The organism is Ewingella americana ATCC 33852 (assembly GCF_000735345.1).
GTDB lineage: Bacteria > Pseudomonadota > Gammaproteobacteria > Enterobacterales > Enterobacteriaceae > Ewingella > Ewingella americana.
Genome location: NZ_JMPJ01000044.1, coordinates 20,096 through 43,293, shown reverse-complemented (window position 1 = coordinate 43,293; position 23,198 = coordinate 20,096). Strand labels below are relative to the sequence as shown.

General features: G+C 55.9%; 18 protein-coding genes. 10 read left to right on the top strand and 8 right to left on the bottom strand.

The window, feature by feature from the left end:
• Window positions 1-374: 374 nt before the first annotated feature.
• Window positions 375-875 carry a YjjA family protein gene (locus tag GEAM_RS07945; RefSeq protein WP_034790298.1) on the bottom strand — a complete coding sequence of 167 codons (501 nt, stop codon included), beginning with the start codon at window positions 873-875 and terminating at the stop codon, window positions 375-377.
• A gap of 126 nt (window positions 876-1,001) precedes the next feature.
• Complete coding sequence (locus GEAM_RS07940; protein ID WP_034790296.1) at window positions 1,002-1,916, bottom strand: LysR family transcriptional regulator; 915 nt, start codon at window positions 1,914-1,916, stop codon at window positions 1,002-1,004.
• Window positions 1,917-2,096: 180 nt separating this feature from the next.
• On the opposite strand from GEAM_RS07940, the gene GEAM_RS07935 reads away from it, so the two are divergent.
• The gene (locus GEAM_RS07935) at window positions 2,097-2,663 is read left to right on the top strand and encodes a dihydrofolate reductase family protein (RefSeq protein WP_051899445.1); all 567 of its coding nucleotides are present in this window, start codon (window positions 2,097-2,099) and stop codon (window positions 2,661-2,663) included.
• 84 nt (window positions 2,664-2,747) lie between these two features.
• Here GEAM_RS07935 and dacD read toward each other — a convergent pair whose 3' ends face one another.
• Complete coding sequence (gene dacD / locus GEAM_RS07930; protein ID WP_034790294.1) at window positions 2,748-3,917, bottom strand: serine-type D-Ala-D-Ala carboxypeptidase DacD; 1,170 nt, start codon at window positions 3,915-3,917, stop codon at window positions 2,748-2,750.
• Between the two features lie 399 nt (window positions 3,918-4,316).
• Between dacD and GEAM_RS07925 the strand changes: the two genes are divergently transcribed.
• The 6 genes from GEAM_RS07925 to GEAM_RS07900 all read left to right on the top strand — a co-directional run bounded on the left by GEAM_RS07925 (window position 4,317) and on the right by GEAM_RS07900 (window position 13,172).
• Entirely contained in the window at window positions 4,317-6,623 is a 2,307-nt protein-coding gene (locus GEAM_RS07925; protein ID WP_034790292.1) for an FdhF/YdeP family oxidoreductase, read from the top strand.
• A 136-nt stretch (window positions 6,624-6,759) separates the two neighbouring features.
• Window positions 6,760-8,703 (top strand): exoribonuclease II, encoded by a 1,944-nt coding sequence (locus tag GEAM_RS07920; protein WP_034790290.1) that lies wholly within the window; start codon window positions 6,760-6,762, stop codon window positions 8,701-8,703.
• Between the two features lie 821 nt (window positions 8,704-9,524).
• Window positions 9,525-10,733, top strand: a complete 1,209-nt coding sequence (locus GEAM_RS07915; RefSeq protein ID WP_034790288.1) for an FAD-dependent oxidoreductase — start codon at window positions 9,525-9,527, stop codon at window positions 10,731-10,733.
• 120 nt (window positions 10,734-10,853) lie between these two features.
• The gene (fetA, locus tag GEAM_RS07910) at window positions 10,854-11,525 is read left to right on the top strand and encodes an iron efflux ABC transporter ATP-binding subunit FetA (protein ID WP_034790286.1); all 672 of its coding nucleotides are present in this window, start codon (window positions 10,854-10,856) and stop codon (window positions 11,523-11,525) included.
• Window positions 11,512-12,279 (top strand): iron efflux ABC transporter permease subunit FetB, encoded by a 768-nt coding sequence (fetB, locus tag GEAM_RS07905; protein ID WP_034790284.1) that lies wholly within the window; start codon window positions 11,512-11,514, stop codon window positions 12,277-12,279. Before fetA ends, fetB begins: the two co-directional genes overlap by 14 nt.
• 44 nt (window positions 12,280-12,323) lie before the next feature.
• Complete coding sequence (locus tag GEAM_RS07900; protein ID WP_034790283.1) at window positions 12,324-13,172, top strand: DUF817 domain-containing protein; 849 nt, start codon at window positions 12,324-12,326, stop codon at window positions 13,170-13,172.
• Window positions 13,173-13,230: 58 nt separating this feature from the next.
• Here GEAM_RS07900 and hutU read toward each other — a convergent pair whose 3' ends face one another.
• The 4 genes from hutU to GEAM_RS07880 all read right to left on the bottom strand — a co-directional run bounded on the left by hutU (window position 13,231) and on the right by GEAM_RS07880 (window position 18,537).
• Complete coding sequence (hutU, locus tag GEAM_RS07895; protein ID WP_034790281.1) at window positions 13,231-14,913, bottom strand: urocanate hydratase; 1,683 nt, start codon at window positions 14,911-14,913, stop codon at window positions 13,231-13,233.
• 17 nt (window positions 14,914-14,930) lie between these two features.
• Window positions 14,931-16,511 carry a histidine ammonia-lyase gene (hutH, locus tag GEAM_RS07890; RefSeq protein ID WP_034790279.1) on the bottom strand — a complete coding sequence of 527 codons (1,581 nt, stop codon included), beginning with the start codon at window positions 16,509-16,511 and terminating at the stop codon, window positions 14,931-14,933.
• Window positions 16,512-16,594: 83 nt separating this feature from the next.
• Window positions 16,595-17,167 (bottom strand): HutD/Ves family protein, encoded by a 573-nt coding sequence (locus GEAM_RS07885; protein WP_034790277.1) that lies wholly within the window; start codon window positions 17,165-17,167, stop codon window positions 16,595-16,597.
• Window positions 17,164-18,537 carry a formimidoylglutamate deiminase gene (locus GEAM_RS07880; protein WP_034790275.1) on the bottom strand — a complete coding sequence of 458 codons (1,374 nt, stop codon included), beginning with the start codon at window positions 18,535-18,537 and terminating at the stop codon, window positions 17,164-17,166. Before GEAM_RS07880 ends, GEAM_RS07885 begins: the two co-directional genes overlap by 4 nt.
• 251 nt (window positions 18,538-18,788) lie before the next feature.
• Here GEAM_RS07880 and hutC point away from each other — a divergent pair, with 251 nt between their 5' ends.
• From hutC to hutG, 3 genes are all read left to right on the top strand, one after another.
• Window positions 18,789-19,574, top strand: a complete 786-nt coding sequence (hutC, locus tag GEAM_RS07875) for a histidine utilization transcriptional repressor HutC (protein ID WP_034790273.1) — start codon at window positions 18,789-18,791, stop codon at window positions 19,572-19,574.
• Between the two features lie 209 nt (window positions 19,575-19,783).
• On the top strand, window positions 19,784-21,034 hold the full coding sequence (gene hutI, locus GEAM_RS07870) for an imidazolonepropionase (RefSeq protein WP_034790271.1): 1,251 nt from the start codon (window positions 19,784-19,786) through the stop codon (window positions 21,032-21,034).
• Window positions 21,031-21,858, top strand: coding sequence for an N-formylglutamate deformylase (gene hutG, locus GEAM_RS07865; protein WP_034790269.1), 828 nt, complete (start codon window positions 21,031-21,033; stop codon window positions 21,856-21,858). The genes hutI and hutG overlap by 4 nt, the downstream gene beginning before the upstream one ends.
• Before the next feature lie 590 nt (window positions 21,859-22,448).
• Here the strand turns inward: hutG and GEAM_RS07860 are convergent.
• Window positions 22,449-23,135 carry a FadR/GntR family transcriptional regulator gene (locus GEAM_RS07860; protein WP_034790267.1) on the bottom strand — a complete coding sequence of 229 codons (687 nt, stop codon included), beginning with the start codon at window positions 23,133-23,135 and terminating at the stop codon, window positions 22,449-22,451.
• Between the last annotated feature and the right edge of the window lie 63 nt (window positions 23,136-23,198).

Here is a 23,198-nt window from a genome sequence, read left to right as displayed (position 1 = left end):
CCCAATCTAAACCACTGAGTTTGCTGCAATACCCGCCCCCAAGACAAATCCCACTGAAACGGCACGGTTTAAATGCCTCAAAACCGCGCTCAAAAATGGCGCTGAGCAAGAGGTTCAAGACCTAAGGCTTGAATCCCGCAGCGAAGGCACCGCCTAAGCGGCGACATTTTGCGGTGGAGAACAGGTGTACCTGAAACACGTCCGCCCAGCGAGCGGAGCGCGCAATTCAGAGCCGGGGATTCTCAAGGGGCGCGGCGATAGGCGCCCCTTGAGGCCGGTGTGGCGGCAGCGCACGGTTTTGAATTTAAAGATTTTAAAAGCGGGTTTGGGCAGCCGCCCAAGACCTTAGCGGAATTGGGCCGCACACCCAAAAATCAAATAAAGGATTTCGCCTGCTTCAACACCACATCACAGGCTTTTTGTTTCACTTTCTCTTTCACTTGCGACAACCCGTTACCCAAATTGTTGAGATCAACGTTCTGCCCTTTGCCGGTTTGCAGCAAGCCGCCGAGGCCGTTTTGGTAATCCTGGCTCTGTGCGCCAGCGGCGCTTTCGATGCCCAGCTTGCTTAACAGCTTGTCTTTCACATTCTCGGTGCTGGCTTGCGACAATACGTTATTCTTCACGCAGTACTGCAAAACGCCCGCGACGTTGGTGGCGCTTTTCGAGGTCAGCGCGCTATCACTGCCGTTGAGCAACGACATCAAAGAAGCACCTGAATTTGCGCCGGAGCCTGCGGTGGCACCGTTACTGCCGTTTAATTGCTGATTGGCTGCGTCCTGCAATGAACTCAACAGATTATTTGCCTGCGCACCACCGGCAACCAACACACCACTTGCCGCGATGGCTAACAACACTGTCTTTAATGCTTTCATGTATAACTCCATTAATGTCTCTTACGGGCTTTGATTGTCGCTTCATGAAAAATAAGCCAGTAAAGCTTGGTCTTAATCACTCATTTCATCAATAGGAAAACGTCTCGTAATGTTACAGGCCTAGCCTTAGGATTGAAGGTCAGGCTGCTGCGCTATCCACAGCGCGGCGGCGTTGAAGAAGTGCTGGGCCAGCGGCGTGGCGCGCCCTGCTTCGGCCACCACCAGCGCGGCGTGGCGGCTCATTGGCGGGATTTCCAGCGGGCAGCGTTTCAGCGCCGGGTGCATCTCTTCAATCAAATGGCCTCGCGGCACCAGCGCGCAGCCCAGACCGACAAAAACGCCCTGCATCAGTTGGAAAATCGAGGTACTTTCAAGGGTCGGGTGCAGCACCAAGCCAGCCTGACGGAAGTGATTATCCAGATATCGGCGGAAATAGCGGCTCGGCTCTGACAGGCACAGAGGCAGCTCTACGGCCTGCTCGGCGGTAAGCAGCGTGGCGTTTTGCAACTGCGGGAAGTGGTCGGGGTGATACACCACGTCAACGCCGCCATCGTCAATCGGCGCAACTTGGAAACGCAGCTCATTAAGGGTGGAAAACTCAAAGAAGCCGATGCCGACGTCCACCGCGTGGCTGCTCAGGGCTTCAATCAGCTGATCGGCACTGACTTCCGCCACGCGATAATCCAGCCCCGGATGGGTATCATTCACCGCCTTTATCAATCGCGCCAGAGAGATGCTGCACTGCGGCATCACGCCAATGCGCAACGTGCCGCTCAGCCCCTGCTTCAGGGACTCGACTTCCAACTTCAACCCTTCATATACCGCAACAATTTCACGCGCCCAGCTCAGCACCCGCAGGCCTTCCGCCGTAAAACCCTCAAAATTATTCCCGCGATTGATCAAGTTGAGATCAAGCTCTTTCTCAAGGTTTTTCAATCGCATAGAAAGCGTTGGCTGGCTGACAAAACTGGCCTCCGCCGCCCGACCAAAATGCCGCTCGCGTTCCAAATTGCAAAGATAAATGAGTTGCTTGATGTCCATAAGCTGGTGAAGGTGCGCCGTGATAGATAGGAGTAATGGTAGAGAGTATAACGGCGTAGCGGATGAAAGTCGTGAAGGGCCGATTGCTAAAGATAACCGTGGCCAATCAGTCTTGTACGGAAAAGTGTGACATTTTGTAAAAAATGACTATTCTTAGCCGCAACTTTTAAGGAGAAAAAGATGGCTAATCAGTCGCATAGCAAAGTAAGAGTTTATATGGCCAGCTCACTCGATGGCTATATCGCAGGCCCTAATCACGACCTTGAATGGCTGAATAAGGATCATTCCCGCGCCGGCGATTTAGCGGATGACGCCAACTTCCTGCAATTTGATCCCTTTATGGAACAAGTGGGATGCATGCTGATGGGCCGCAACACCTATGATGTTCTGGAAGCCATGGGCCATTGGGTTTATGGCGATGTTCCAGTACTGGTCGCCACCTCGCGAGCTATTGCGCGCCCTGCTTCTGCGACCATCAAGGCAGTGTCTGGCGATATCCACGCGCTGATTGCCCAAGCCACGACGCTGGCGAATGGCAAAGACGTTTATATTGATGGCGGGAATATGATTCAACAGGCGCTTTCTGCGTCACTGATTGATGAAATGACCCTGACTTACATTCCTGTCCTGCTCTCACAAGGTGTCAGGCTTTTCGATAATCTGGCCGGGCACTCAGCGTTGCAATTCACCGGCAGCGCCAGCCATGGTGGCATGCTGCAAGTCTCAAGCCGTTTGGTCAGAGAGTAGAACTGCTAAAGTAATTTTTTGAATCCAAACAAAAAGGGAGGCATTTTCATGCCTCCCCCAAGTCATTCACCACAGTGCGCTGTACTAGATCTTCAACTTCACGTAATCCACTAAGCGGCTGAACATCCCACCTTTAGCGACATCTTCCAGCGCCACCAGCGGAATGGTTTTGATGGTTTTGCCATTATCAACAATGTTGATGCTACCCAGCTCTTGGCCTTTTTTCAGCGGCGCGTCGATCTGCGGGTTAGTCAGCACGTATTGCGCTTTCAGCTTGTCCGCGTCGGACTGCGGCACGCTGATGAACACGTCATCCAGTGAACCTACTTTCACGTCCTGATGGTCGCCGAACCAGACTTTTTCCGTCGACACGGTCTGACCGGCTTTGAAAATCTGCTTGCTGGTGTATTCGCGGAAGCCCCACGTCAGCAACTTGCGCGCCTGCTCTTCGCGCCCTTTCGAGCTTTTACCGCCCATCACCACGGCGATCAGACGGCGGTTGCCCTCGGTGGCAGAAGCAATGATGTTGAAGCCAGCGCTTTCGGTATGGCCGGTTTTCAAGCCATCAACTTGCAGGTTTTTGTCCCACAGTAGGCCGTTACGGTTCTGCTGAGTGATGTTGTCATAGGTCAGCGACTTCTCGCTATACATATGATATTCCTCAGGTTCGCCGCCGATAATGGCGCGAGACAGCTTGGCTAAGTCATAAGATGTGGTGTACTGGCCCGGCGCGTCGAGGCCGTGAACGGTTTCAAAGTGGCTGTTGGTCAGACCCATTGACGTGACGTATTGGTTCATCATGCCAACAAAAGCGTCTTGGCTGCCAGCCACGTAGTCGGCCATTGCCACACAGGCGTCGTTACCCGAAGTCACAATAATGCCGCGAATCAGGTCGCGCACGGTGACGCGGTCGCCCGGCTTGAGGAACATCAGGGAAGAACCGGCCAGACTTTTATTACCTGCGACCCAGGCTTCTTGCGGCACGGTAACCACGTCATCCATGGTGATTTTGTGTTTATCCAGCGCGCGGTCGATAACATAACCGGTCATCAGTTTGGTCAGGCTGGCCGGGTTGCGGCGCTCGTCCGGATTGCCCGCTGCCAGCACGTCACCACTGCCGTAATCCATTAATACGTAGGACTCTGCGTCGATACTTGGCGGGGCTACAGGGAAATCTAAGGGTGCTACGGCTTTCGCCGCGCCTGCTGATAACATTAATACGCCAGTCAATACACTCAATACGCTACGTTTCACGGCTTGTTCCTTTATAACGCCAAACGCCACAGGCCGCCTTTGGGCTCGGCATGTGGCTAAAATAGATTCAATACTCCCCAAACCTTGTTCCGCGAGGGCAAAAACAGCGAAATTTGTGGGAGAAAACGGATTGGCGCATAGGGTGCACCAATAAAGGGCCCAGCAAAACCCTGTTTATTTTTCTAAGCGTTTCATAATGAAACGGTTTAGTTACAATTTGTTGATATTTTCCGCGATAAACGCGCTCTATCTCACGATTGCGCCATTCGATTAGACCAAATCCCTCTTCAGCCCTAAACTTGTGACATAAAATTAACAATCGGTTTAACAATTCAGCGCCGCCGATTGCATGTCACTTATCACATTCGGCCTTTCGAATGACACCTGCGAAGCGAAAATATGAAATTCAAAACTGAGATCAAGCCTTATACCGGTGCTGCCGGTGGTTGGGGATCGTTAGAAGCCACCACCCGTTATGTTTTCGACAGCAAGAAAGTCCTCTCTAACCTGCGCAACCTGATGCGCGTTAACAAAGGCCGTGGATTCGACTGTCCGGGCTGCGCATGGGGCGACGACAACCACAGTACCTTCAGCTTCTGCGAAAACGGCGCCAAAGCCGTCAGTTGGGAAGCCACGCGTAAAGCGCTGGAGCCTGAGTTCTTTGCCCAGCACAGCGTGAGCAAACTGCGCGAGCAGAGTGACTATTTCCTTGAATATCAAGGCCGCCTGACCCAGCCCCTGCGCTATAACCGCACCACTGACCACTATGAGCCAATTGGCTGGGACGACGCCTTCTCGCTGATCGCCAGCCATTTGAAAGGTCTGGAAAGCCCGGATCAGGCCGACTTCTACACCTCAGGCCGCGCCAGTAACGAAGCCTCTTACTTGTATCAAGTCTTTGGCCGCATGTTCGGCACCAACAACTTCCCTGACTGCTCCAACATGTGCCACGAGGCCAGCGGCGTTGGCTTGAAGCAGAGCATCGGCGTGGGTAAAGGTACTATTCGTCTCGACGACTTCGAAAAGGCAGATGCCATTTTCGTCTTTGGCCAAAACCCCGGCACTAACCACCCGCGCATGCTGCACAGCCTGCGTCACGCGGCAGATCGCGGCGCGAAAGTGGTCAGTTTCAACACCCTGCGCGAGCGCGGCCTTGAGCGTTTTGCTGACCCGCAAAAACCGCTGGAAGTGGTCACCACCAAGTCAGGCCGCATCAGTTCCGCCTACTACCAGCCAAACCTTGGCGGCGACATGGCGGCGGTTCGCGGCATTGTTAAAGCCCTGCTGGAAGCCGACCGCGACCGCGTATCCAACGGCCTGAGCACCATCTTCGACGCAGATTTTATCGCCCAGAACACCGCGGGCGTGGATGAGTATCTGGCGGTGGTTGATGCCACCTCTTGGGAGAAAATCGTCGAGCAGTCTGGCCTTTCCGAAGAAGAAATTCGCGAAGCAGCTTCAATCTACGTGCAGGCTGAACGCGTGATTTGTACTTGGGCGATGGGTATCACTCAGCACAAGCACTCTGTAGCAACGGTGCGTGAAATCACCAACCTGCAACTGCTGTTCGGCCAGCTCGGCAAGCCGGGCGCGGGCCTGTGCCCGGTTCGTGGTCACAGTAACGTGCAGGGCAACCGCACCATGGGTATCGACGAAAAAGCGCCAAAAGCGTTGCTCGACGCCATGGAAGCCCACTTCAAATTCACCCCACCGCGCAACCCGGGCCACAACACGGTTGAAGCGCTGGAAGCTATGTTGAAGGGCGACGCCAAAGTGCTTATCTGCCTCGGCGGTAACTTGGCCGCAGCAGCACCAGACACCCTGCGCACCGAGAAAGCGCTGAGCAATCTCGACCTGTCAGTGCAAATCAGCACCAAGCTGAACCGCAGCCACTTAACGCCGGGCCGCGAAGCGCTGATCCTGCCTACCCTTGGCCGTACCGAGCTGGACATGCAGGCTACAGGTTCACAATTTATTACCGTTGAAGACTCCTTCAGCATGGTTCACGCCTCCGAAGGTGTGGGTATCCCGTTATCGCCAGAGCAGCGTTCCGAGACCGCGATCGTCTGCGGCATTGCTAACGCCGTGCTGGGCGACAAATACCTCAACTGGATGGCGCTGGCGGACGATTACAACCTGATCCGCGACCATATCGAAGCCACTATCCCAAGCTTCACCGATTTCAACGCCCGTTGCGACATCAAAGGCGGTTTTTACTTGGGTAACGCCGCGGCCGAGTTGAAGTTCAACACGCCAACTGGCAAGGCCAACTTCAGCGCGGCAAACCTGCCAGAACAGCTGATCCCGCAGGGCAATCAGGATGCGCCGTTCACGCTGCAAACCCTGCGTTCCCACGACCAGTACAACACCACTATTTACGGCCTTGATGACCGTTACCGTGGCGTTTACGGCCAGCGCGAAGTGCTGTTCATCCACCCTGACGACTTGGCTGCATTGGGTATGAAGGATGGTGAACTGGTAGAAATCGAAACCCTGTGGACCGACGGCGTCGAGCGTAAAGTGACCGGCTTCAAACTGGTGAGCTACGATATCCCACGTGGCAATCTGGCGGCGTACTACCCGGAAACCAACCCGCTGGTACCGATGTCCAGCTTCGGTGACCAAACTCACACCCCTACCTCTAAAGCGATCCCGGTGGCTATCCGCCGCTGCGAGCAGAAAGTCGATCTGCAACGCATCGCCTAATCTTCAAGTCTGCTATTCCCTCTTTCGCGGCAAGGTTATGTCGTGAAAGAGGGGGTTATTGCTTGCCGCACGCGGCCATTTCGCGTAAAACTGTCTGCCGCTAATCGAGCCACTTTAACCCCACTCCCTGGACGATATGTTTCAAGATAACCCGCTGCTCGCGCAGCTAAAACAGCAACTTCACTCTCAGACTCCTCGCCTTGAAGGCATCGTTAAAGGAACTGAGAAAGGCTTTGGCTTTCTTGAAGTAGACGGTCAAAAAAGTTACTTCATTCCGCCTCCGTACATGAAAAAAGTCATGCACGGCGACCGCGTGATTGCCTCTTTACAGACCGAGAAGGACCGCGAAGTGGTTCAGCCTGAGACGCTGGTTGAGCCTTTCCTCACGCGCTTTGTTGGCCGCGTAACCAAGAAAGATGACCGCCTGTCTATCGTGCCGGACCATCCTTTGCTGCGTGACGCCATCCAGTGCCGCACCGCGCGCAACATCAATCATGAAGTCAATGACGGCGACTGGTGTGTAGCAGAGATGCGCCGCCACCCGCTGAAAGAAGGCGATCGTGGTTTTCAGGCCGAATTGACCGAGTGGATCACCACCGGTGATGACGACTTGGCCCCTTGGTGGGTCACGCTGGCGCGCCATAATCTGGAACGCGAAGCCCCTAAATCCGAAATTGCAGAAATCCTCGATCAAGGTTTGACTCGTGAAGACCTGACCGCCCTGCCGTTTGTCACTATCGACAGTGGCAGCACGCAGGACATGGATGACGCGCTGTATGTGAAAGACAACGGCGACGGCACTCTGCAACTGAATATCGCGATTGCCGATCCAACAGCTTACGTGGCCGAAGGCACAGAGCTGGACAACATCGCCAAAAAACGCGCATTCACCAACTACCTGCCGGGCTTCAACATCCCAATGCTGCCGCGTGAGCTGTCTGACGACCTGTGCTCACTGTGGCCGGACGTTCAGCGCCCGGTGCTGGCATGTAGCGTCACCCTCGCCGCCGATGGCGCGCTGGGTAGCGACATTCGTTTCTTCGCGGCAACTATTGAGTCAAAAGCCAAACTGGCCTATGACGATGTTTCCGACTGGATTGAGCAGGAAGAGAAAAGCGCATGGCAGCCACAGAGTGACGTGATTGCTGACCAGATTCGCCTGCTGAAACGCGTCTGTGACGTGCGCAGCGCATGGCGTACCGCCAACGCGCTGGTGTTCAAAGACCGCCCTGACTTCCGCTTCATTTTGGGCGAGAAAGGCAACGTGCTGGAAATCGTCGCTGAGCACCGCCGCATTGCTAACCGCATCGTTGAAGAATCCATGATCGCGGCTAACGTCTGTGCCGCCATCGCCCTGCGCGACACTCTTGGTTTCGGCGTTTACAACGTCCACACCGGCTTCGACCCTCTGCTGGTTGAGAACGCCATCACCGTGTTGCAAGCCAACGACGTTGAAGCCAATGCCGAAGAGCTGCTGACCTTGCAAGGTTTCTGCGCGCTGCGCCGTAAACTTGACGCGATGCCAACGCAGTTCCTCGACAGCCGCATTCGTCGTTTCCAGACTTTCGCCGAAATCAGCACCGTTCCCGGTCCGCACTTTGGTCTGGGTCTGGAAGCTTACGCCACTTGGACTTCGCCAATTCGTAAATACGGCGATATGGTCAACCACCGCCTGTTGAAAGCGATGATCACCAAGCAGGCCGCTGAGAAGCCACAGGACGAGATGACCGTGCAACTGGCAGAACGCCGCCGCGCCAACCGCATGGCCGAACGTGATGTCGGTGATTGGCTGTACGCGCGTTACTTAGAAGATAAAGTCGGTACTGACACCAAGTTCAGCGCCGAAATCATCGACGTCACCCGCGGTGGCCTGCGCGTTCGCCTGCAAGACATCGGCGCCGTCGCCTTCATCCCTGCTCCGTTCCTGCACAGCGTGCGCGACGAGCTGGTATGCAGCGCCGACACCGGCACCGTGCTGATTAAGGGCGAAGTCGCCTACCGTCAGAGCGATATCATCGACGTGCAGATCGCCGAAGTTCGCATGGAAAACCGCAACGTGATCGCTAAACCAGCAGTTTAGGGTTTCGCTTGAGCGATAGTTAGAAGGGCTGGTCAGGGAAAGCTGACCGGCCTTTTTTTTCAATTGCATCTTAAGGTCAACACCGTGGGCTCGCCGCCCACACTGGCCCAAAGGGTTTTAAACGAAACCCTTTGGAATCCTGCGTTTTTTGCTGCTGGTAGATTGAGGCTTCGCAGGGTCGGAATGGACATGTTTCAGCGGCCGCAGTGTTCGTCGCGAAGTGCCGCCGCTTAGGCGGTTCCCGAATTTCAGGCTTCGAGCCTTGGGTCTCGAACCATTCATTCGGCGTCACTTCTAAACGCGACTTACTGGCATTTCAACCGTGCCGTTTCAGTAGTTTCAGGATTGTTTTTTGAATTGGAATGAAACGGTTCGGTGTAAATGCCCATAGGCCGCGTTCAGAAATGACGCCGAGCAAGAGGTGGAAAACCGCGTGTCTTTTTACGCGGGTTGTAATCCCGCAGCGAGGGAACCGCCTAAGCGGCGGCATTTCGCGGCGATCACAAAAGTCGCCGAAACACGTCCATTCCAACCCTGCGCAGCCTCGATCTTCCAGCAACAAAAAGCGCGGGTGTCCAGAGGGCGCGCGCTTACGCGCCTTCTGGGCCAGTTTGCGTGGCAACGCAAGGTTTTAGCAGTGTGGGCGGCGAGCCCACGGTTTTGACCTTGGGGCCGGTGTGGAGGCGGCATCCCTTGCCGGTGTGGGCCGGTGCCCACAATTTCAACCTTGAAGTTGAATTTAAAAGCGGTCAAAAGATTGACCGCCACCCCTCCAAATGATAATTATTATCATGTAAATCATTTTCTGCCGGACAGGTTCCATGAGCTTTAATTCTGAACACCCTTCCGCTTCATGTTGCATCGTTGGCGGCGGCCCTGCGGGTTTGATGCTGGGTTATCTGCTTGCTCGCCAAGGCATCGAAGTCACCGTTTTAGAGAAACACGCTGATTTCCTGCGTGATTTCCGCGGTGACACCATCCATCCCTCGACGCTGGAAATCATCTGGCGATTAGGCTTTCTCGACGAGTTTTTGCAGCTACCTCATCAGCGCGCTGAGAAGCTTTATGGCGAAATCAACGGCAAGGAGACCACGCTGGCGGACTTCAGCCATTTGCCGACTCAGTGCAAATTCATCGCCTTTATGCCGCAGTGGGATTTCCTCAATTTCATCAGCAGCAAGGCCGCAATGCTGCCTAACTTCACCCTGCTGCATAACGCTGAGGTGAAGGGTCTGATTGAAGAGAATGGCGTGGTGAAAGGCGTGAACGCGGTGATTAACGGCGAGTCGCGGCGAATTGACTCTACGCTGGTGATTGGCTGTGACGGGCGTAACTCTATTGTGCGCGAGCAGGCTGGGATGGAAATCCGCCGTTTCGGCGCGCCACGTGACGTGCTGTGGCTGAAAATTCACAAACTGGCGGATGACCCGCAGTGGTCGATGGGCCATCGCGGGCCGAAGAAGAATTTCATCATGATTGACCGTGGCGACTACTGGCAGTGCGGCTACTCCATCGCCAAAGACAGCCTCGACGCGTTGCGCGAGAAAGGTTTACAGCCCTTTGTGGAGCTTATCGCTGAGGTGTCGCCTTTCGAGCTGAGCCGCCTGCAAAACGACATTACCGACTGGGATCAGGTCAAACTGCTGAAAATCCGCATCGACCGCCTGAAAGAGTGGGCCAAGCCGGGCATCTTGTGCATTGGCGACGCCGCTCACGCCATGTCGCCAATTGGCGGCGTCGGGGTGAATCTGGCGATTCAGGACGCCGTCGCTACCGCTAACATCATCAGCGCCCCGCTACTCAACGGTACATTGCAGTTGAAGCACTTGCAGCGAGTCCAGCGCCGCCGCACATTCCCGACTTGGGCCACCCAGTCGCTGCAAATCATGATTAGCAAAGCGGGCCAGAAGAAAAGAACCAAGCCGCCGGGCCGTATGGAGCTTTGGCTGCGCCAACGCAAGTTTATCCCCTTCCTGTTTGGTCGGCTGATTGGTATTGGTTTCTATCGGGAAATCCCCAAGGGGCTGTGATTCAGCCCGCCTCCGTGCTGTAAACTTCTTCGGTAAACTATTTGATGCAACTCAGTTTGTAACCTGACACAAACTGAGTGGTATTATGCGCGCATTCAATGGACCACCAAGGAAGACGCCATGCCGCAGTCAGCGCCTCTTTTAGAACTTCAGGACGTCAGCTTTACCCTTAATCAACGCCCCCTGCTGGAACCCGTCTCTTTCACCCTCAATCCGGGTGAATTCACGCTGCTGACCGGGCCTTCGGGCAGTGGCAAAAGCACGCTGCTGAAGATCATTGCTGCGCTGCAAACCCAGACCGGCGGGGCCATCAAGTTCAAAGGCGAAGATATTACTCGCTTAAAAACCGAGAAATATCGCCAGCAGGTCTCCTACTGCTTCCAGACCCCTTCGCTGTTTGGCGATACCGTGCGCGATAATCTGGCGCTGCCTTATCAAATTCGCGGCCAGAAGATGGATGAAGCCAAGGTGAAACAGTGGCTAGAGCGCGTCAATTTGCCAACGGATATGCTGGATAAGAAAGCTCAAGAGCTGTCTGGCGGCGAGAAACAGCGCGTGTCGTTGCTGCGTAATTTGCAATTTATGCCCGACATTCTGCTGCTGGATGAAATCACCAGCGCCCTTGACGAAGAGAACAAGCTGAACGTCAACCAGATCATCGCCAATCTGGTCGAGCAGCAAAACCTCGCCGTGCTGTGGGTCAGCCACGACAGTAATGAGATTCGCCACGCTAAAAACGTCATCACCCTAAGCCACCACGCCGCCGAGAGCACCGACCATGAGCCAGCATAACATCACCAATGAATCACTGGCGCTGGCGCTAATTCTGGTCGTCGTCGCCCTGCTGGTCAGCAAACGCGAGAAGCTCGGGCTGGAGAAGGACATCATCTGGAGCGTCGCGCGGGCTATCGTGCAACTGGTGGTGGTCGGCTATGTGCTCAAGTACATTTTCGACCTCAATGACGGCTGGCTGACCGTGCTGATGGTGCTGTTTATCTGCTTCAACGCCGCCTTTAACGCCAAAAAGCGCAGCCGGAACATTGATAATGGCTTCGCGATTTCGTTTATCGCGATAACCGCCAGCACCGCGCTAACGCTGGTTATTCTGATCCTCAGCCGCTCGATTGAGTTCTTGCCGATGCAGGTGATCCCCGTCTCCGGCATGATTGCGGGCAACGCCATGGTGGCGGTCGGCCTGTGCTACAGCAACCTCAATCAGCGCTTTATGGATAACCAGCAAAAGATCCTCGAGATGCTCAGCCTCGGCGCTTCAACCAAGCTGGCGTCTGGGTCAATCATCCGCGACAGCATTCGCGCCGCGATGATCCCCACCGTCGATGCCGCCAAAACCGTCGGCATCGTCAGCCTGCCGGGCATGATGTCAGGGATGATTTTCGCCGGAATCGATCCGGTAAAAGCCATTAAGTACCAGATAATGGTCACCTTTATGCTGCTCGGCACCGCCAGCGTTTCCACCATTATCGCCGGCTACCTCGCCTACCGCCGTTTCTATAATGAGCGTGCGCAGCTGCGCGTGATGAAGTAAATTTAGCGGCTTTCCTGCAATGGGGATTTTATTCAAGGACGACCATGGGCCCTTTACAACGACTGGATTTATTTCTGACTCAACCCCGCGAAAAGCAGCCAATTCGCGGAGTTCGCCGCTTTTTAACCGAATTTATTTTCTTCGGGGTGAAAGAGGCGCGCGCCTGTATCTTCGTCGGACTGTTCTTTTTGGCGGTGTTTTTGGTGCCGCGCGACGGCATATTCCATGTCCCGCGCTATGACGTTTTGCTGCTGGTCGCGCTGTTTATTCAGGTGTGGATGCTGACCAGCAAGCTTGAAACGTTGGATGAGTTTAAAGCCATCATGCTGTTCCACGTGGTCGGTTTTGCGCTGGAAGTTTTTAAAACCTCGTCGGGCATTCGCTCGTGGAGCTACCCGGATTTCGCCTACACCAAGCTGTTCGGCGTGCCGCTGTTTTCCGGCTTCATGTACGCGGCGGTGGGCAGTTATATGATTCAGTGCTGGCGGCTACTGGACGTTAAAGTGCGCAACTACCCGCCCTATACGCTGGCCGCTATCTGCTCGCTGGTGATTTACGTGAACTTCTTCACCCATCACTACATTGGCGATTTCCGCTGGTACATCACCGCGCTGGTACTGGGGCTTTACGCCCGCAGCTATGTGGTGTTCACTCCCTACGATACCCCACGCCGCATGCCGCTGATTCTTGCATTTATTCTGATTGGCCTCTTCATCTGGCTGGCGGAGAACATCAGCACCTTCTTTACTATCTGGCGCTACCCTAATCAGCTCAGCAGCTGGTCCGGCGTGCATCTGGGTAAATGGAGCTCCTGGGCGCTGCTGGTTATCATGACTTTCACCATGATCACCTGGCTGAAAAACATCAAAAAGCACGTTCACGTGCCGGTTTAATCTTCGCCATAAAAAAGGGCAAGCTCGCGCCTACCCTTGTCTTTCTAACTTAGCTTACTCACACCATCGGCAAATTCAGATCATTGCGTTTGGCGCAGTCGATGGCTTGCTGATAGCCCGCGTCGGCATGGCGCATAACGCCGGTGGCCGGGTCATTCCACAGTACGCGTGACAGGCGGGCGTCGGCTTCTTTGGTGCCGTCGCAGACAATCACCATCCCCGCGTGTTGCGAGAAGCCCATGCCTACGCCGCCACCATGGTGCAGGCTGACCCACGTCGCGCCACCCGCCGTGTTGAGCAGAGCGTTGAGCAGCGGCCAGTCGGAAACGGCATCGGAGCCATCCTTCATCGCTTCGGTTTCACGGTTTGGCGAAGCCACCGAGCCGGTATCCAGATGGTCACGGCCGATCACCACCGGTGCTTTTAACTCACCGTTGCGCACCATTTCGTTAAACGCCAGTCCGGCGATATGACGTTCGCCGAGGCCCAGCCAGCAGATACGCGCCGGAAGCCCCTGAAACGCGATACGCTCGCGAGCCATATCCAACCAGTTGATCAGATTGGCATTGTCGGGGAACAGCTCTTTCAGTTTGGCGTCGGTTTTATAGATATCTTCCGGGTCGCCGGAGAGCGCCACCCAGCGGAATGGACCTTTGCCTTCGCAGAACAGCGGGCGAATATAGGCTGGAACAAACCCTGGGAAATCAAAGGCATTCAGCACGCCTTCCTCTTTCGCCACCTGACGAATATTGTTGCCGTAATCCACGGTTGGAATGCCCATCGCGTGGAAATCCAACATCGCCTGCACGTGCTTGGCCATCGACGCGCGAGAGGCTTTGACTACCGCCTGCGGGTCAGAGACGCGTTTATCCTGCCACTGCTCCAGCGTCCAGCCTTCCGGCAGGTAGCCGTTCAGCGGGTCATGGGCCGACGTCTGGTCGGTGACGATATCCGGGCGAAGGCCGCCCTGCTTGGCGCGTGCCACCAACTGCGGCATCAGCTCTGCCGCGTTCCCCAGCAGACCAACGGAAATCGCCTGTTTTTCCGCGCAGGCTTTCTCAATCATCACCAAGGCTTCTTCAATGCTGTACGCCTTGTAATCCAAATAACGGGTGCGAATGCGGAAATCAATCCGCGACTCTTGGCACTCAATTGCCAGCACGCAGGCTCCCGCTAATACGCCAGCCAGAGGCTGTGCACCACCCATGCCGCCAAGACCGGCAGTCAGGATCCATTTACCGCGCAGATTGCTGTTGTAGTGCTGGCGACCTGCTTCGGCGAAGGTTTCATAGGTTCCCTGCACGATGCCCTGCGCTCCGATGTAAATCCAAGAACCGGCGGTCATCTGGCCGTACATCATCAATCCGGCTTTATCCAACTCGTGGAAATGGTCCCAGTTGGCCCAGTGCGGCACGAGGTTAGAGTTGGCAATCAGCACGCGCGGCGCATCAGCGTGGGTGCGGAAAATCCCCACCGGCTTGCCAGACTGCACCAGCAGCGTTTCATCAGCATGCAGCTTGCGCAGGCTGTCCAAAATGGCTTCGAAGGCGGGCCAGTTACGCGCCGCTTTGCCAATACCACCATAAACCACCAGATCTTCCGGGCGCTCGGCTACGTCGGGGTCAAGGTTGTTCTGAATCATGCGGTAGGCGGCTTCAATCAGCCAGTTTTCACAGCTCAATTGTGTGCCGTGAGGGGCGCGAACCGCGCGAGCAACCGCCGTTTTCTGAGGTGCATTCATGTTGAATTCCTTATTAATCAGTTAAAACTCGGTAACAAAGCTTCAATGACCGACGGCCACTGCCCACGGCTAGCCCACAGACGCATGGCTTCTACGTCGGGTGCCATCAGGCGATCTTTTTCCAAATAGGCCACGTCTTGGCGAATAGCCTGTAACTCTTTCTCCAGCAGCGGAGAGCTTTTCAGCGGGCGAATGAAGTCGATACCCTGCGCGGCGGCCATCGCCTCAATGCCCACCACCACGGAGGTGTTGAAACACATATCGCCAAGGCGACGGGCGGCGTAGGTCGCCATGGAGACGTGATCTTCCTGATTGGCGGAGGTTGGCAGGCTGTCCACGCTGCCCGGATGCGCCAGCGATTTGTTCTCAGAGGCCAGCGCGGCGGCAGTGACCTGAGCAATCATAAAGCCAGAGTTCACCCCACCGTCATTAACCAGGAACGGCGGCAGGCCGGACAGCCCGGTGTCGAGCAGCAATGCCAGACGGCGCTCGGAAATAGCCCCAATTTCAGCCACCGCCAGCGCAATAATGTCGGCGGCGAAGGCCACCGGCTCGGCATGGAAGTTACCGCCAGAGATAACATCGCCATTCTCGGCAAACACCAGCGGGTTATCCGAAGCGGCGTTAGCTTCGATTTGCAGGACACGAGCGGCGTGTTGCAGGTTATCAAGGCATGCGCCCATTACCTGAGGCACGCAGCGGATAGAATAAGGGTCTTGTACTCGGCCACAGTCGGCGTGAGAGGTGACAACGTCACTCCCTTCGAGTAATGCGGTCACCGCCGCGGCGACGGAGATTTGCCCCAGTTGGCCGCGTGCCTGATGAATTCGCGCGTCATAAGGTTTCACCGAGCCTTTGATTGCTTCCAGTGACAATGCCCCGGCCACCAAGCCTGCTGAGAAGACTCTTTCGGCTTCGAACAGCCCGGCCAGCGCCAAAGAGGTAGAAACCTGCGTGCCGTTAAGCAGCGCCAGCCCCTCTTTCGGCCCTAGCTCAATAGGTTTCAAGCCAACGGTCGCCAGCCCTTCTACCGCCGACATGCGCACGCCCTGCGCGGTGACTTCCCCTTCGCCAATCAGCATTAGCGAGAGGTGTGCCAGTGGAGCCAAATCCCCTGATGCGCCCACTGAACCTTTCTCTGGGATGCACGGCAGCACGCCCGCATTGAGCAAGCTGATGAGTGCATCAATCACCTCCATGCGAATGCCTGAATGACCGCGCGACAGGCTGAGGATCTTGGTGGTCATCACCAAACGCACCACGTTATCGGCCAGCTCTTTGCCAATCCCGACGCTGTGCGACAACACCAAATTGCGCTGCAACTCGGCCAGACGCTCTGCCGGAATGCGGGTTTGCGCCAGCTTGCCAAAGCCAGTGTTGATGCCATAAACCACCTTGCCGGACTCGACGATGCGGTTCACCGTTTCCTGTGACGCCAGCACGCCTGCGCGCGCCTCCTCGGCCAGTTCAACGCGAACGCTCCAGTATTGTTGCTGGTTTTCGCGCTTTTCGGCGGAGTAAATGGCGCGCAGCGTGGCAAGGTCAACCTGACCGGGATGCAGATGGCAGACGCGACTGTCATGAGATGCAGAAGACATAATCTAATCCTGTATAGACAAGTTAGGTGCAAACAACGCCCGACACGCTGGAGATTGCCGGGCCCATTATTGAAATCGCTAAATCAGCGGGTAATTTCTACCCACAGCAGCTGCGCGTCCGGCTGCAAAGCGCGGATTGGCAGGTGGCTCTCTTGGTTCGATGCAAAAGCCCAGTGCAGGCCCTGTTCAGCGGAGAGTGTGATGGAGGCAGTGACCTGCCACTCTCCGCGCAAAACGTACAGCAGCCCGGCGGTGTACCAGTTGACGTCAAAATCATGGCTTTGCGCCCTGACCTGCGCCGTGCAGCTGCCGCGACGGGTCATGACGTTGAAATCCGTTGTGACGCCGCCCACCAGCGTGGCGGAGATAGGCACTTCTCCGGCAAAGGAGTAAGGCGCGCCAATCTGGGTTAAGGCGTGGTCGCTCCCCTGCTCAGTGTGCAGGTTCACGCCCTCGCCGCTTAATAAGGTGATCGAGCGGTCAATTCCCGTAAACAATGAAAAAGGCCCGTCCGCCGCGATTGTGGCGATGCTGGCTCGCCACTCGAAATCGCTTTGTCCCGCAGGCCAACTGATGATTTCACGGGTTTCTCCGCCGCCATTGCGCCACGGGCTAACCTGCAGGCTAGCGAAGGAGAATCGGGTTAATCCGCTCATGCCGTGTCCTTGGCCAGTTGCTGGAGCAGAGCGAGGAAGTCAGCGCTGGCCTGTGACTGTTGCGGATGGCGGCCATTGACCACTTTGGCCTTGCCCGCCACAAAAACGTCTCGGATTTGCGCGGCGCTGCCGGCAAAAATCCATCGGTTAAGCAGTTCGCTGTCTGACGCCGCCGCGAGGTATGGGTCTTCTCCGTCTAACACCAGCCAGTCGGCGCGGTACCCCACGGCAAGCTGGCCGATAGCCACGCCACAGGCCTGAGCGCCACCCTGTAAAGCTTGGGTATAAAGCAGATCGCCAACAGAGGCGTGTTCGGCATTGGTCAGGCGATTACGGCGCAGGTCGCGCAGCCGCTGGCCGTACTCCAGCCAGCGCAGCTCTTCCACCACGTTGAGGGACACATGGCTGTCGGAGCCAATGCCCCAGCGCCCTTTTTGCGCCAGATAGTCGACGCCGGGGAAGATCCCGTCGCCGAGATTTGCCTCTGTGGTAGGACACAGGCCAATCACCGCGTTACTTGCCGCAATGCTTGCCAGTTCGAAACGGTCAGGATGCGTTGCGTGGATCAAGCACCAGCGCGCGTCCACGTCGATGTTGTCGAACAGCCACGCAATAGGCCGTTGCCCGCTCCACGCCAGACAGTCATTCACCTCTTTTTGCTGCTCGGCGATGTGAATATGCACCGGCAGATCCTGTGGACTGGCCGCCAGCACTTGTTGAATTTGTTCACGAGACACCGCGCGCAGCGAATGGAAGCATAGCCCCTGATTTTGCAGCGGTTTATCTTGCAGCTGCGAGGCAATCACTTGCTGCTGATTGAGGTAACCCTCTGCGTCTTGAATAAAGCGTTTCTGCCCCGGCTGGGCAGGCTGTGCACCAAAACCCGAATAGCTGTAAAGCACCGGCAGCAGCGTCATGCCAATGCCCGCCTGCTCGGCGGCGTTGCTAAGCTCGGCGGCCATCTCGCCAACGTTGCTATAAGGCTGGCCGCTGAGGTCATTGTGCAGATAGTGAAATTCGGCGACTTGGGTATAGCCGCCTTTGAGCATTTCGATATACAGCTGGCGGGCAATTACCCCCACCTGATCAGGAGTCAAACGGCCAACCAGCCGATACATCAGATCTCGCCAAGTCCAGAAACTGTCCTGCGGGTTGCCCGCCACTTCAGCCAGCCCGGCCATAACCCGCTGGAAAGCGTGCGAATGCAGGTTTGGCATTCCCGGCACAATCGGCCCGTTGAGGCGATAAGCCCCTTCCGGCTGGGCATTGGCCTCTACCGAGGTCAGCACGCCCTGATCATCAAGGGTAAGTCGCACGTGACTCGCCCAACCCTGTGGCAACAGTGCGCGTGTGGCGAAATAAGCAGGCATAGAGACAGTCCTAAATCGGGTGATTGAAGGTCTACAAATGCAATTTATGAGAAACAATTGCGAAACGTTCCGGCTACTTGTCTATACATATACATATGCCCAATTGCGCTGTAAACTTAGTCGAGCGTTTTTTTTAATATTTTCGTTTTTCATCACGCATTGGTGACGCGCATTTAGCGTTCGTTTACTCTGTCGGCGTTGGTGAGTGGCTCTGCCCGTACCCGGTTGATTTTTCTTAATGAGGTAGTGTTATGTCTGAATCCACACCGTTGTCCCAACAGGGTGTTTCACAGCAGCGATTATCTGAGCTGGCCGCCGCCATTAGCGACACGCCAGCGCCGATTTATCAGCGCGTGAAACAGGCCATCGTCGGGCAGATCCGCGACGGCGTGTGGAAGCCCCATCAACGCGTCCCCTCAGAAAGCGAGCTGGTTAACGAGCTGGGCGTCAGCCGTATGACCATCAACCGCGCCTTACGGGAACTCACCAACGAAGGTTTTTTGATGCGCATGCAGGGCGTCGGCACCTTTGTCGCCGAGGCCAAGGCCTATACGCCGATGCTGGAAGTGCATAATATCGCTGACGAAATCGCTCAGCGCGGCCACCGCCACAGCAGCGTGGTCATGGCCTGTGAAACCCGTCAAGCCGACGCCGAACAGGCATTGCAGTTGGAGATTAAACCCGGCGAATCGCTGTTTTATTCGCAAATCGTCCATTTTGAAAATGACGTGCCGGTACAGATTGAAGACCGCTATGTGAACCCGCAGGCCGCGCCGGATTACCTGCAAAACGTGATGAACAACGCCACGCCTTACACCTATTTGATGCGCATCGCCCCGCTGACTGCAGGCGAGCATCGCGTCGAAGCCATTAGCGCCAGTGACACCCAGCGCCAACTGCTGCAACTGAAAGAGCATGAGCCTTGTTTGTTGATCCACCGCCGCACCTGGAGCGGAAACCGCGTCGTCACTTCTGCGCGTCTGGTTTACCCCGGCTCTCGCTACCAGCTGTTTGGTCGTTTTACCAGCCACGGCTAATCTCCCTGTTGCCATTCCCTTCTCCCTAAAGTGCCCTTTTTGCGGGGTACTGTATAAATAAACAGGCACTCCGTCTAATGGCAGTGTCTGTTTCTGGAATACACCTCGAAAAAAATTAAAAACCTCTGGCGATGGCTTGCCGCTTTTCGATGAATACGTTAGGTTGACTAGAGTTGTCTATACAAGATAAACGCGGTCAGGAGCCCTACATGTCGTCATCGATTTCTCCTTTGAACACTGCTTCAGATAAGCTGATTTGCGACAGCCTGTGGACCGGCGCGACGCTGGTCACCATGCGAGATGGAAGCTATAACCTGATAGAAAACGGGGTGTTAGCCGTCAAAGATGGCAAGATAGCCTGGATTGGCAGCGAGGAAGATAGCCCGAAATTTGTCGCCGGTTCCCGCCACCACTTCGAGGGCGGCATAGTGACGCCCGGCTTGATCGATTGCCACACGCATCTGGTTTTTGGTGGTGACCGCAGCGCCGAGTTTGAGCAGCGTTTGAACGGCGTCAGCTATGCCGAGATAGCGGCTCAGGGCGGCGGGATTTTGTCGACGGTGAATGCCACCCGCACCGCCAGCCAGAAAACCTTGTTTGAACAGGCGCGTTTTCGCCTCGCCCCTTTGCTGGCCGAGGGTGTGACCTGCATCGAGATTAAGTCCGGCTATGGTTTGAGTGATGAAAGCGAACTGAAGATGCTGCGGGTGATCCGCGAGCTGGCCGAAACCCAGCCCGTTAGAGTCAAAGCCACCTGCCTCGCCGCCCACGCTCTGCCGCCTGAGTATCATGGCCGCGCCGATGAATACATTGAGCATATCTGCCAAAACTTACTTCCACAGGTGGCGGCTGAACGCTTAGCCGATGCCGTTGACGGCTTTTGCGAGCATTTAGCCTTCTCCCCCGAACAGATTGAACGGGTGTTCAAGGCGGCGAAAAAGCTCGGCTTGCCGGTGAAACTGCACGCCGAGCAGCTCTCTTCCCTGCACGGCAGCCAACTGGCGGCACAATACGGCGCACTCTCTGCCGATCATCTGGAATACGCCACCGAGCAAGATGTTAAGGCCATGGCCGAGTCCGGCACGGTGGCCGTTTTGCTGCCCGGTGCGTACTACATGCTGCGCGAAACCCAAGCTCCGCCAGTGGCGCTGTTCCGCCAGTACGGCGTGCCGATGGCCATTGCCAGCGACGCCAACCCCGGCACCTCTCCCGCGCTTTCTCTGCGTTTAATGCTCAATATGGCCTGTACCCTGTTCCGCATGACGCCCGAGGAAGCTTTGGCCGGTGTTACCTGCCACGGCGCGCGGGCGCTGGGTTTGCAACAGACTCACGGCTCGTTAGAAGTGGGAAAAGTGGCTGATTTTGTGCACTGGCCGGTCGAGCGTCCGGCAGAGTTAGTTTATTGGCTGGGTGGTCAACTGCCCTGTACCGTGGTTTATCGAGGAGATGTTCGTTCATGAGTCTGAATAGCGCACCAACCATTGCCGATCCTTACCATTTTAGCGCGGGCCGCAGCCCGTTATTGATAAGCATCCCTCACGCCGGAACCCGGCTGACGCCCGAAGTCGCCAGTGGTTTGAGCGACGATGCGCTGCCGCTGTCAGACACCGACTGGCACATTCCGCAGCTTTACGCCTTCGCGCAATCTCTCGGAGCCAATATTCTTGTCGGGCAGTATTCGCGTTTCGTGATTGATCTTAATCGCCCGGCAGACGATCAGCCGCTGTACACCACTGCCACCACCGGCCTGTTCCCCGATACGCTGTTCGACGGCCGCCCAACCTTTAAAGCTGACGGCCAGCCCGACGCCGCAACGCGCCAGCGCTATCTGGATGAGATTTGGCAGCCTTATCATCAGAAGATTGAGTCCGAACTGGCCCGCATGAAGCAGGAGTTCGGCTACGCGCTGCTGTTTGATGCGCACTCCATCGCCTCGGTGATCCCACGCCTGTTCGACGGTCAACTGCCCGATTTGAACATCGGCACCAACAGCGGCGCGAGCTGCGCTCCAGAGTTGAGCGACATGCTCGACGCGCTGTGCAAGCAGCAATCCACCTTCAGCCACGTGCTGAACGGCCGCTTTAAAGGCGGCTACATCACCCGCGCCTACGGCCAACCGCAGGCCAATCAGCACGCCGTCCAGCTCGAACTGGCGCAATGCAACTACATGGATGAGTTTGAGCCCTATCCGTATATCGAGGATAAAGCCGTTGTTTTGCAGGGAGTGCTGAAGCCAATGCTGGAGGGGATGATTTCGTGGGGAGCTAAGGTATATGGGCGATGATTTTGCGCTGAGTTAAATCACTTCTCATTTTTGCAAAGCCTTATTTAAATCACTGAGTTTGCTGCAATATTTCCTCCCAGCCCTCCCTTACCAGGGGGAGAAGCGAACCGGTTTTACTCCTTCCCCTTTCAGGAGGGGAAGGTTGGGATGGGGTGTGGGGTGAGTTGCATTGAGCGTGATTTAGAACCACTCCTCATCCCTGCCTTCTCCTCTGAGAGGAGAAGGAGTAAACCAAAACCCTCACTGAAACGGCACGGTGTAAATGCCAGTAGGTCGCGTTCAGAAGTGACGCCGAATGAATGGTTCGAGACCTATGGCTCGAAGCCTGAAATTCGGGAACCGCCTAAGCGGCGGCACTTCGCGACGAACACCGTGGCTGCTGAAACACGTCCATTCCAACCCTGCGAAGCCTCGATATTCCAGCAGCAAAAAAACGCAGGATTCCAAAGGGTTTCGTTTAAAACCCTTTGGGCCAGTTTGCGTGGCAACGCAAGGTTTTGACCTTAAGGCCAGTGTGGGCGGTGAGCCCACGACCTTGACCTTAAAGTTGATTTCAAAACCCTTTTTGCCAGCTTTTTCCCAAAAAAACGTCACCCCTCCAACAATTGATCATAAACATGTTGCAGGTGCGCCTGCATCGCCACCCTCGCCTTAACTGCGTCCCTCGCCAGAATGGCGTCAGTGATCCCCTGATGGTCGGTGTTCATCTCGCGGGCGAAATCACTCTCGCTGTAGTGGCGCTCGAGGCGCACGAAACGCCGCGAACTGCGCTTATCCCACAGGTATTCCATCATATCGCGCAGCACTTCGTTGCCGGTCATTTCGCTGATCATCAGATGGAAACGGCGATCCTCTTCCAGAAAACTGTCGTTATTGATGTTTAACTGGGTCAGCGACTGATTGATCTCGGCGAGTTTCTGGCGCTGCTCGGCGGTGCCGTTGATTGCCGCAAGCTCTGCGGTGGTGCATTCGAAAATCTGCCGCGCCTTGAGTAGTGACTCGAGGCTGAACTCCTCTTCGCTCGGCGTCGCAGGCTGCTCGGGTAAGGGGTTGTTGACGTAGACGCCGTTGCCGGTGCGGATTTCAATCCAGCCGGTGATCTCTAAGGCAATCAATGCCTCGCGAATCGACGAGCGGCTGACGCCAAACTGCTTCGACAAATCGCGCTCTGACGGGATCATCTCGCCCGGGGCAAACTGGCCGTTTTTGATGCAGCCAATCAGCACGTTCGAAATCTGGCGGTAAAGTCTTTCCACTTTTAGCGTAGGTAGTTCCATGGTTCTCTCCGGCTGGTGCGGCGAAGTCTGGCTAGCCTGAGACAAAAATCGCTGGCGTTAGCA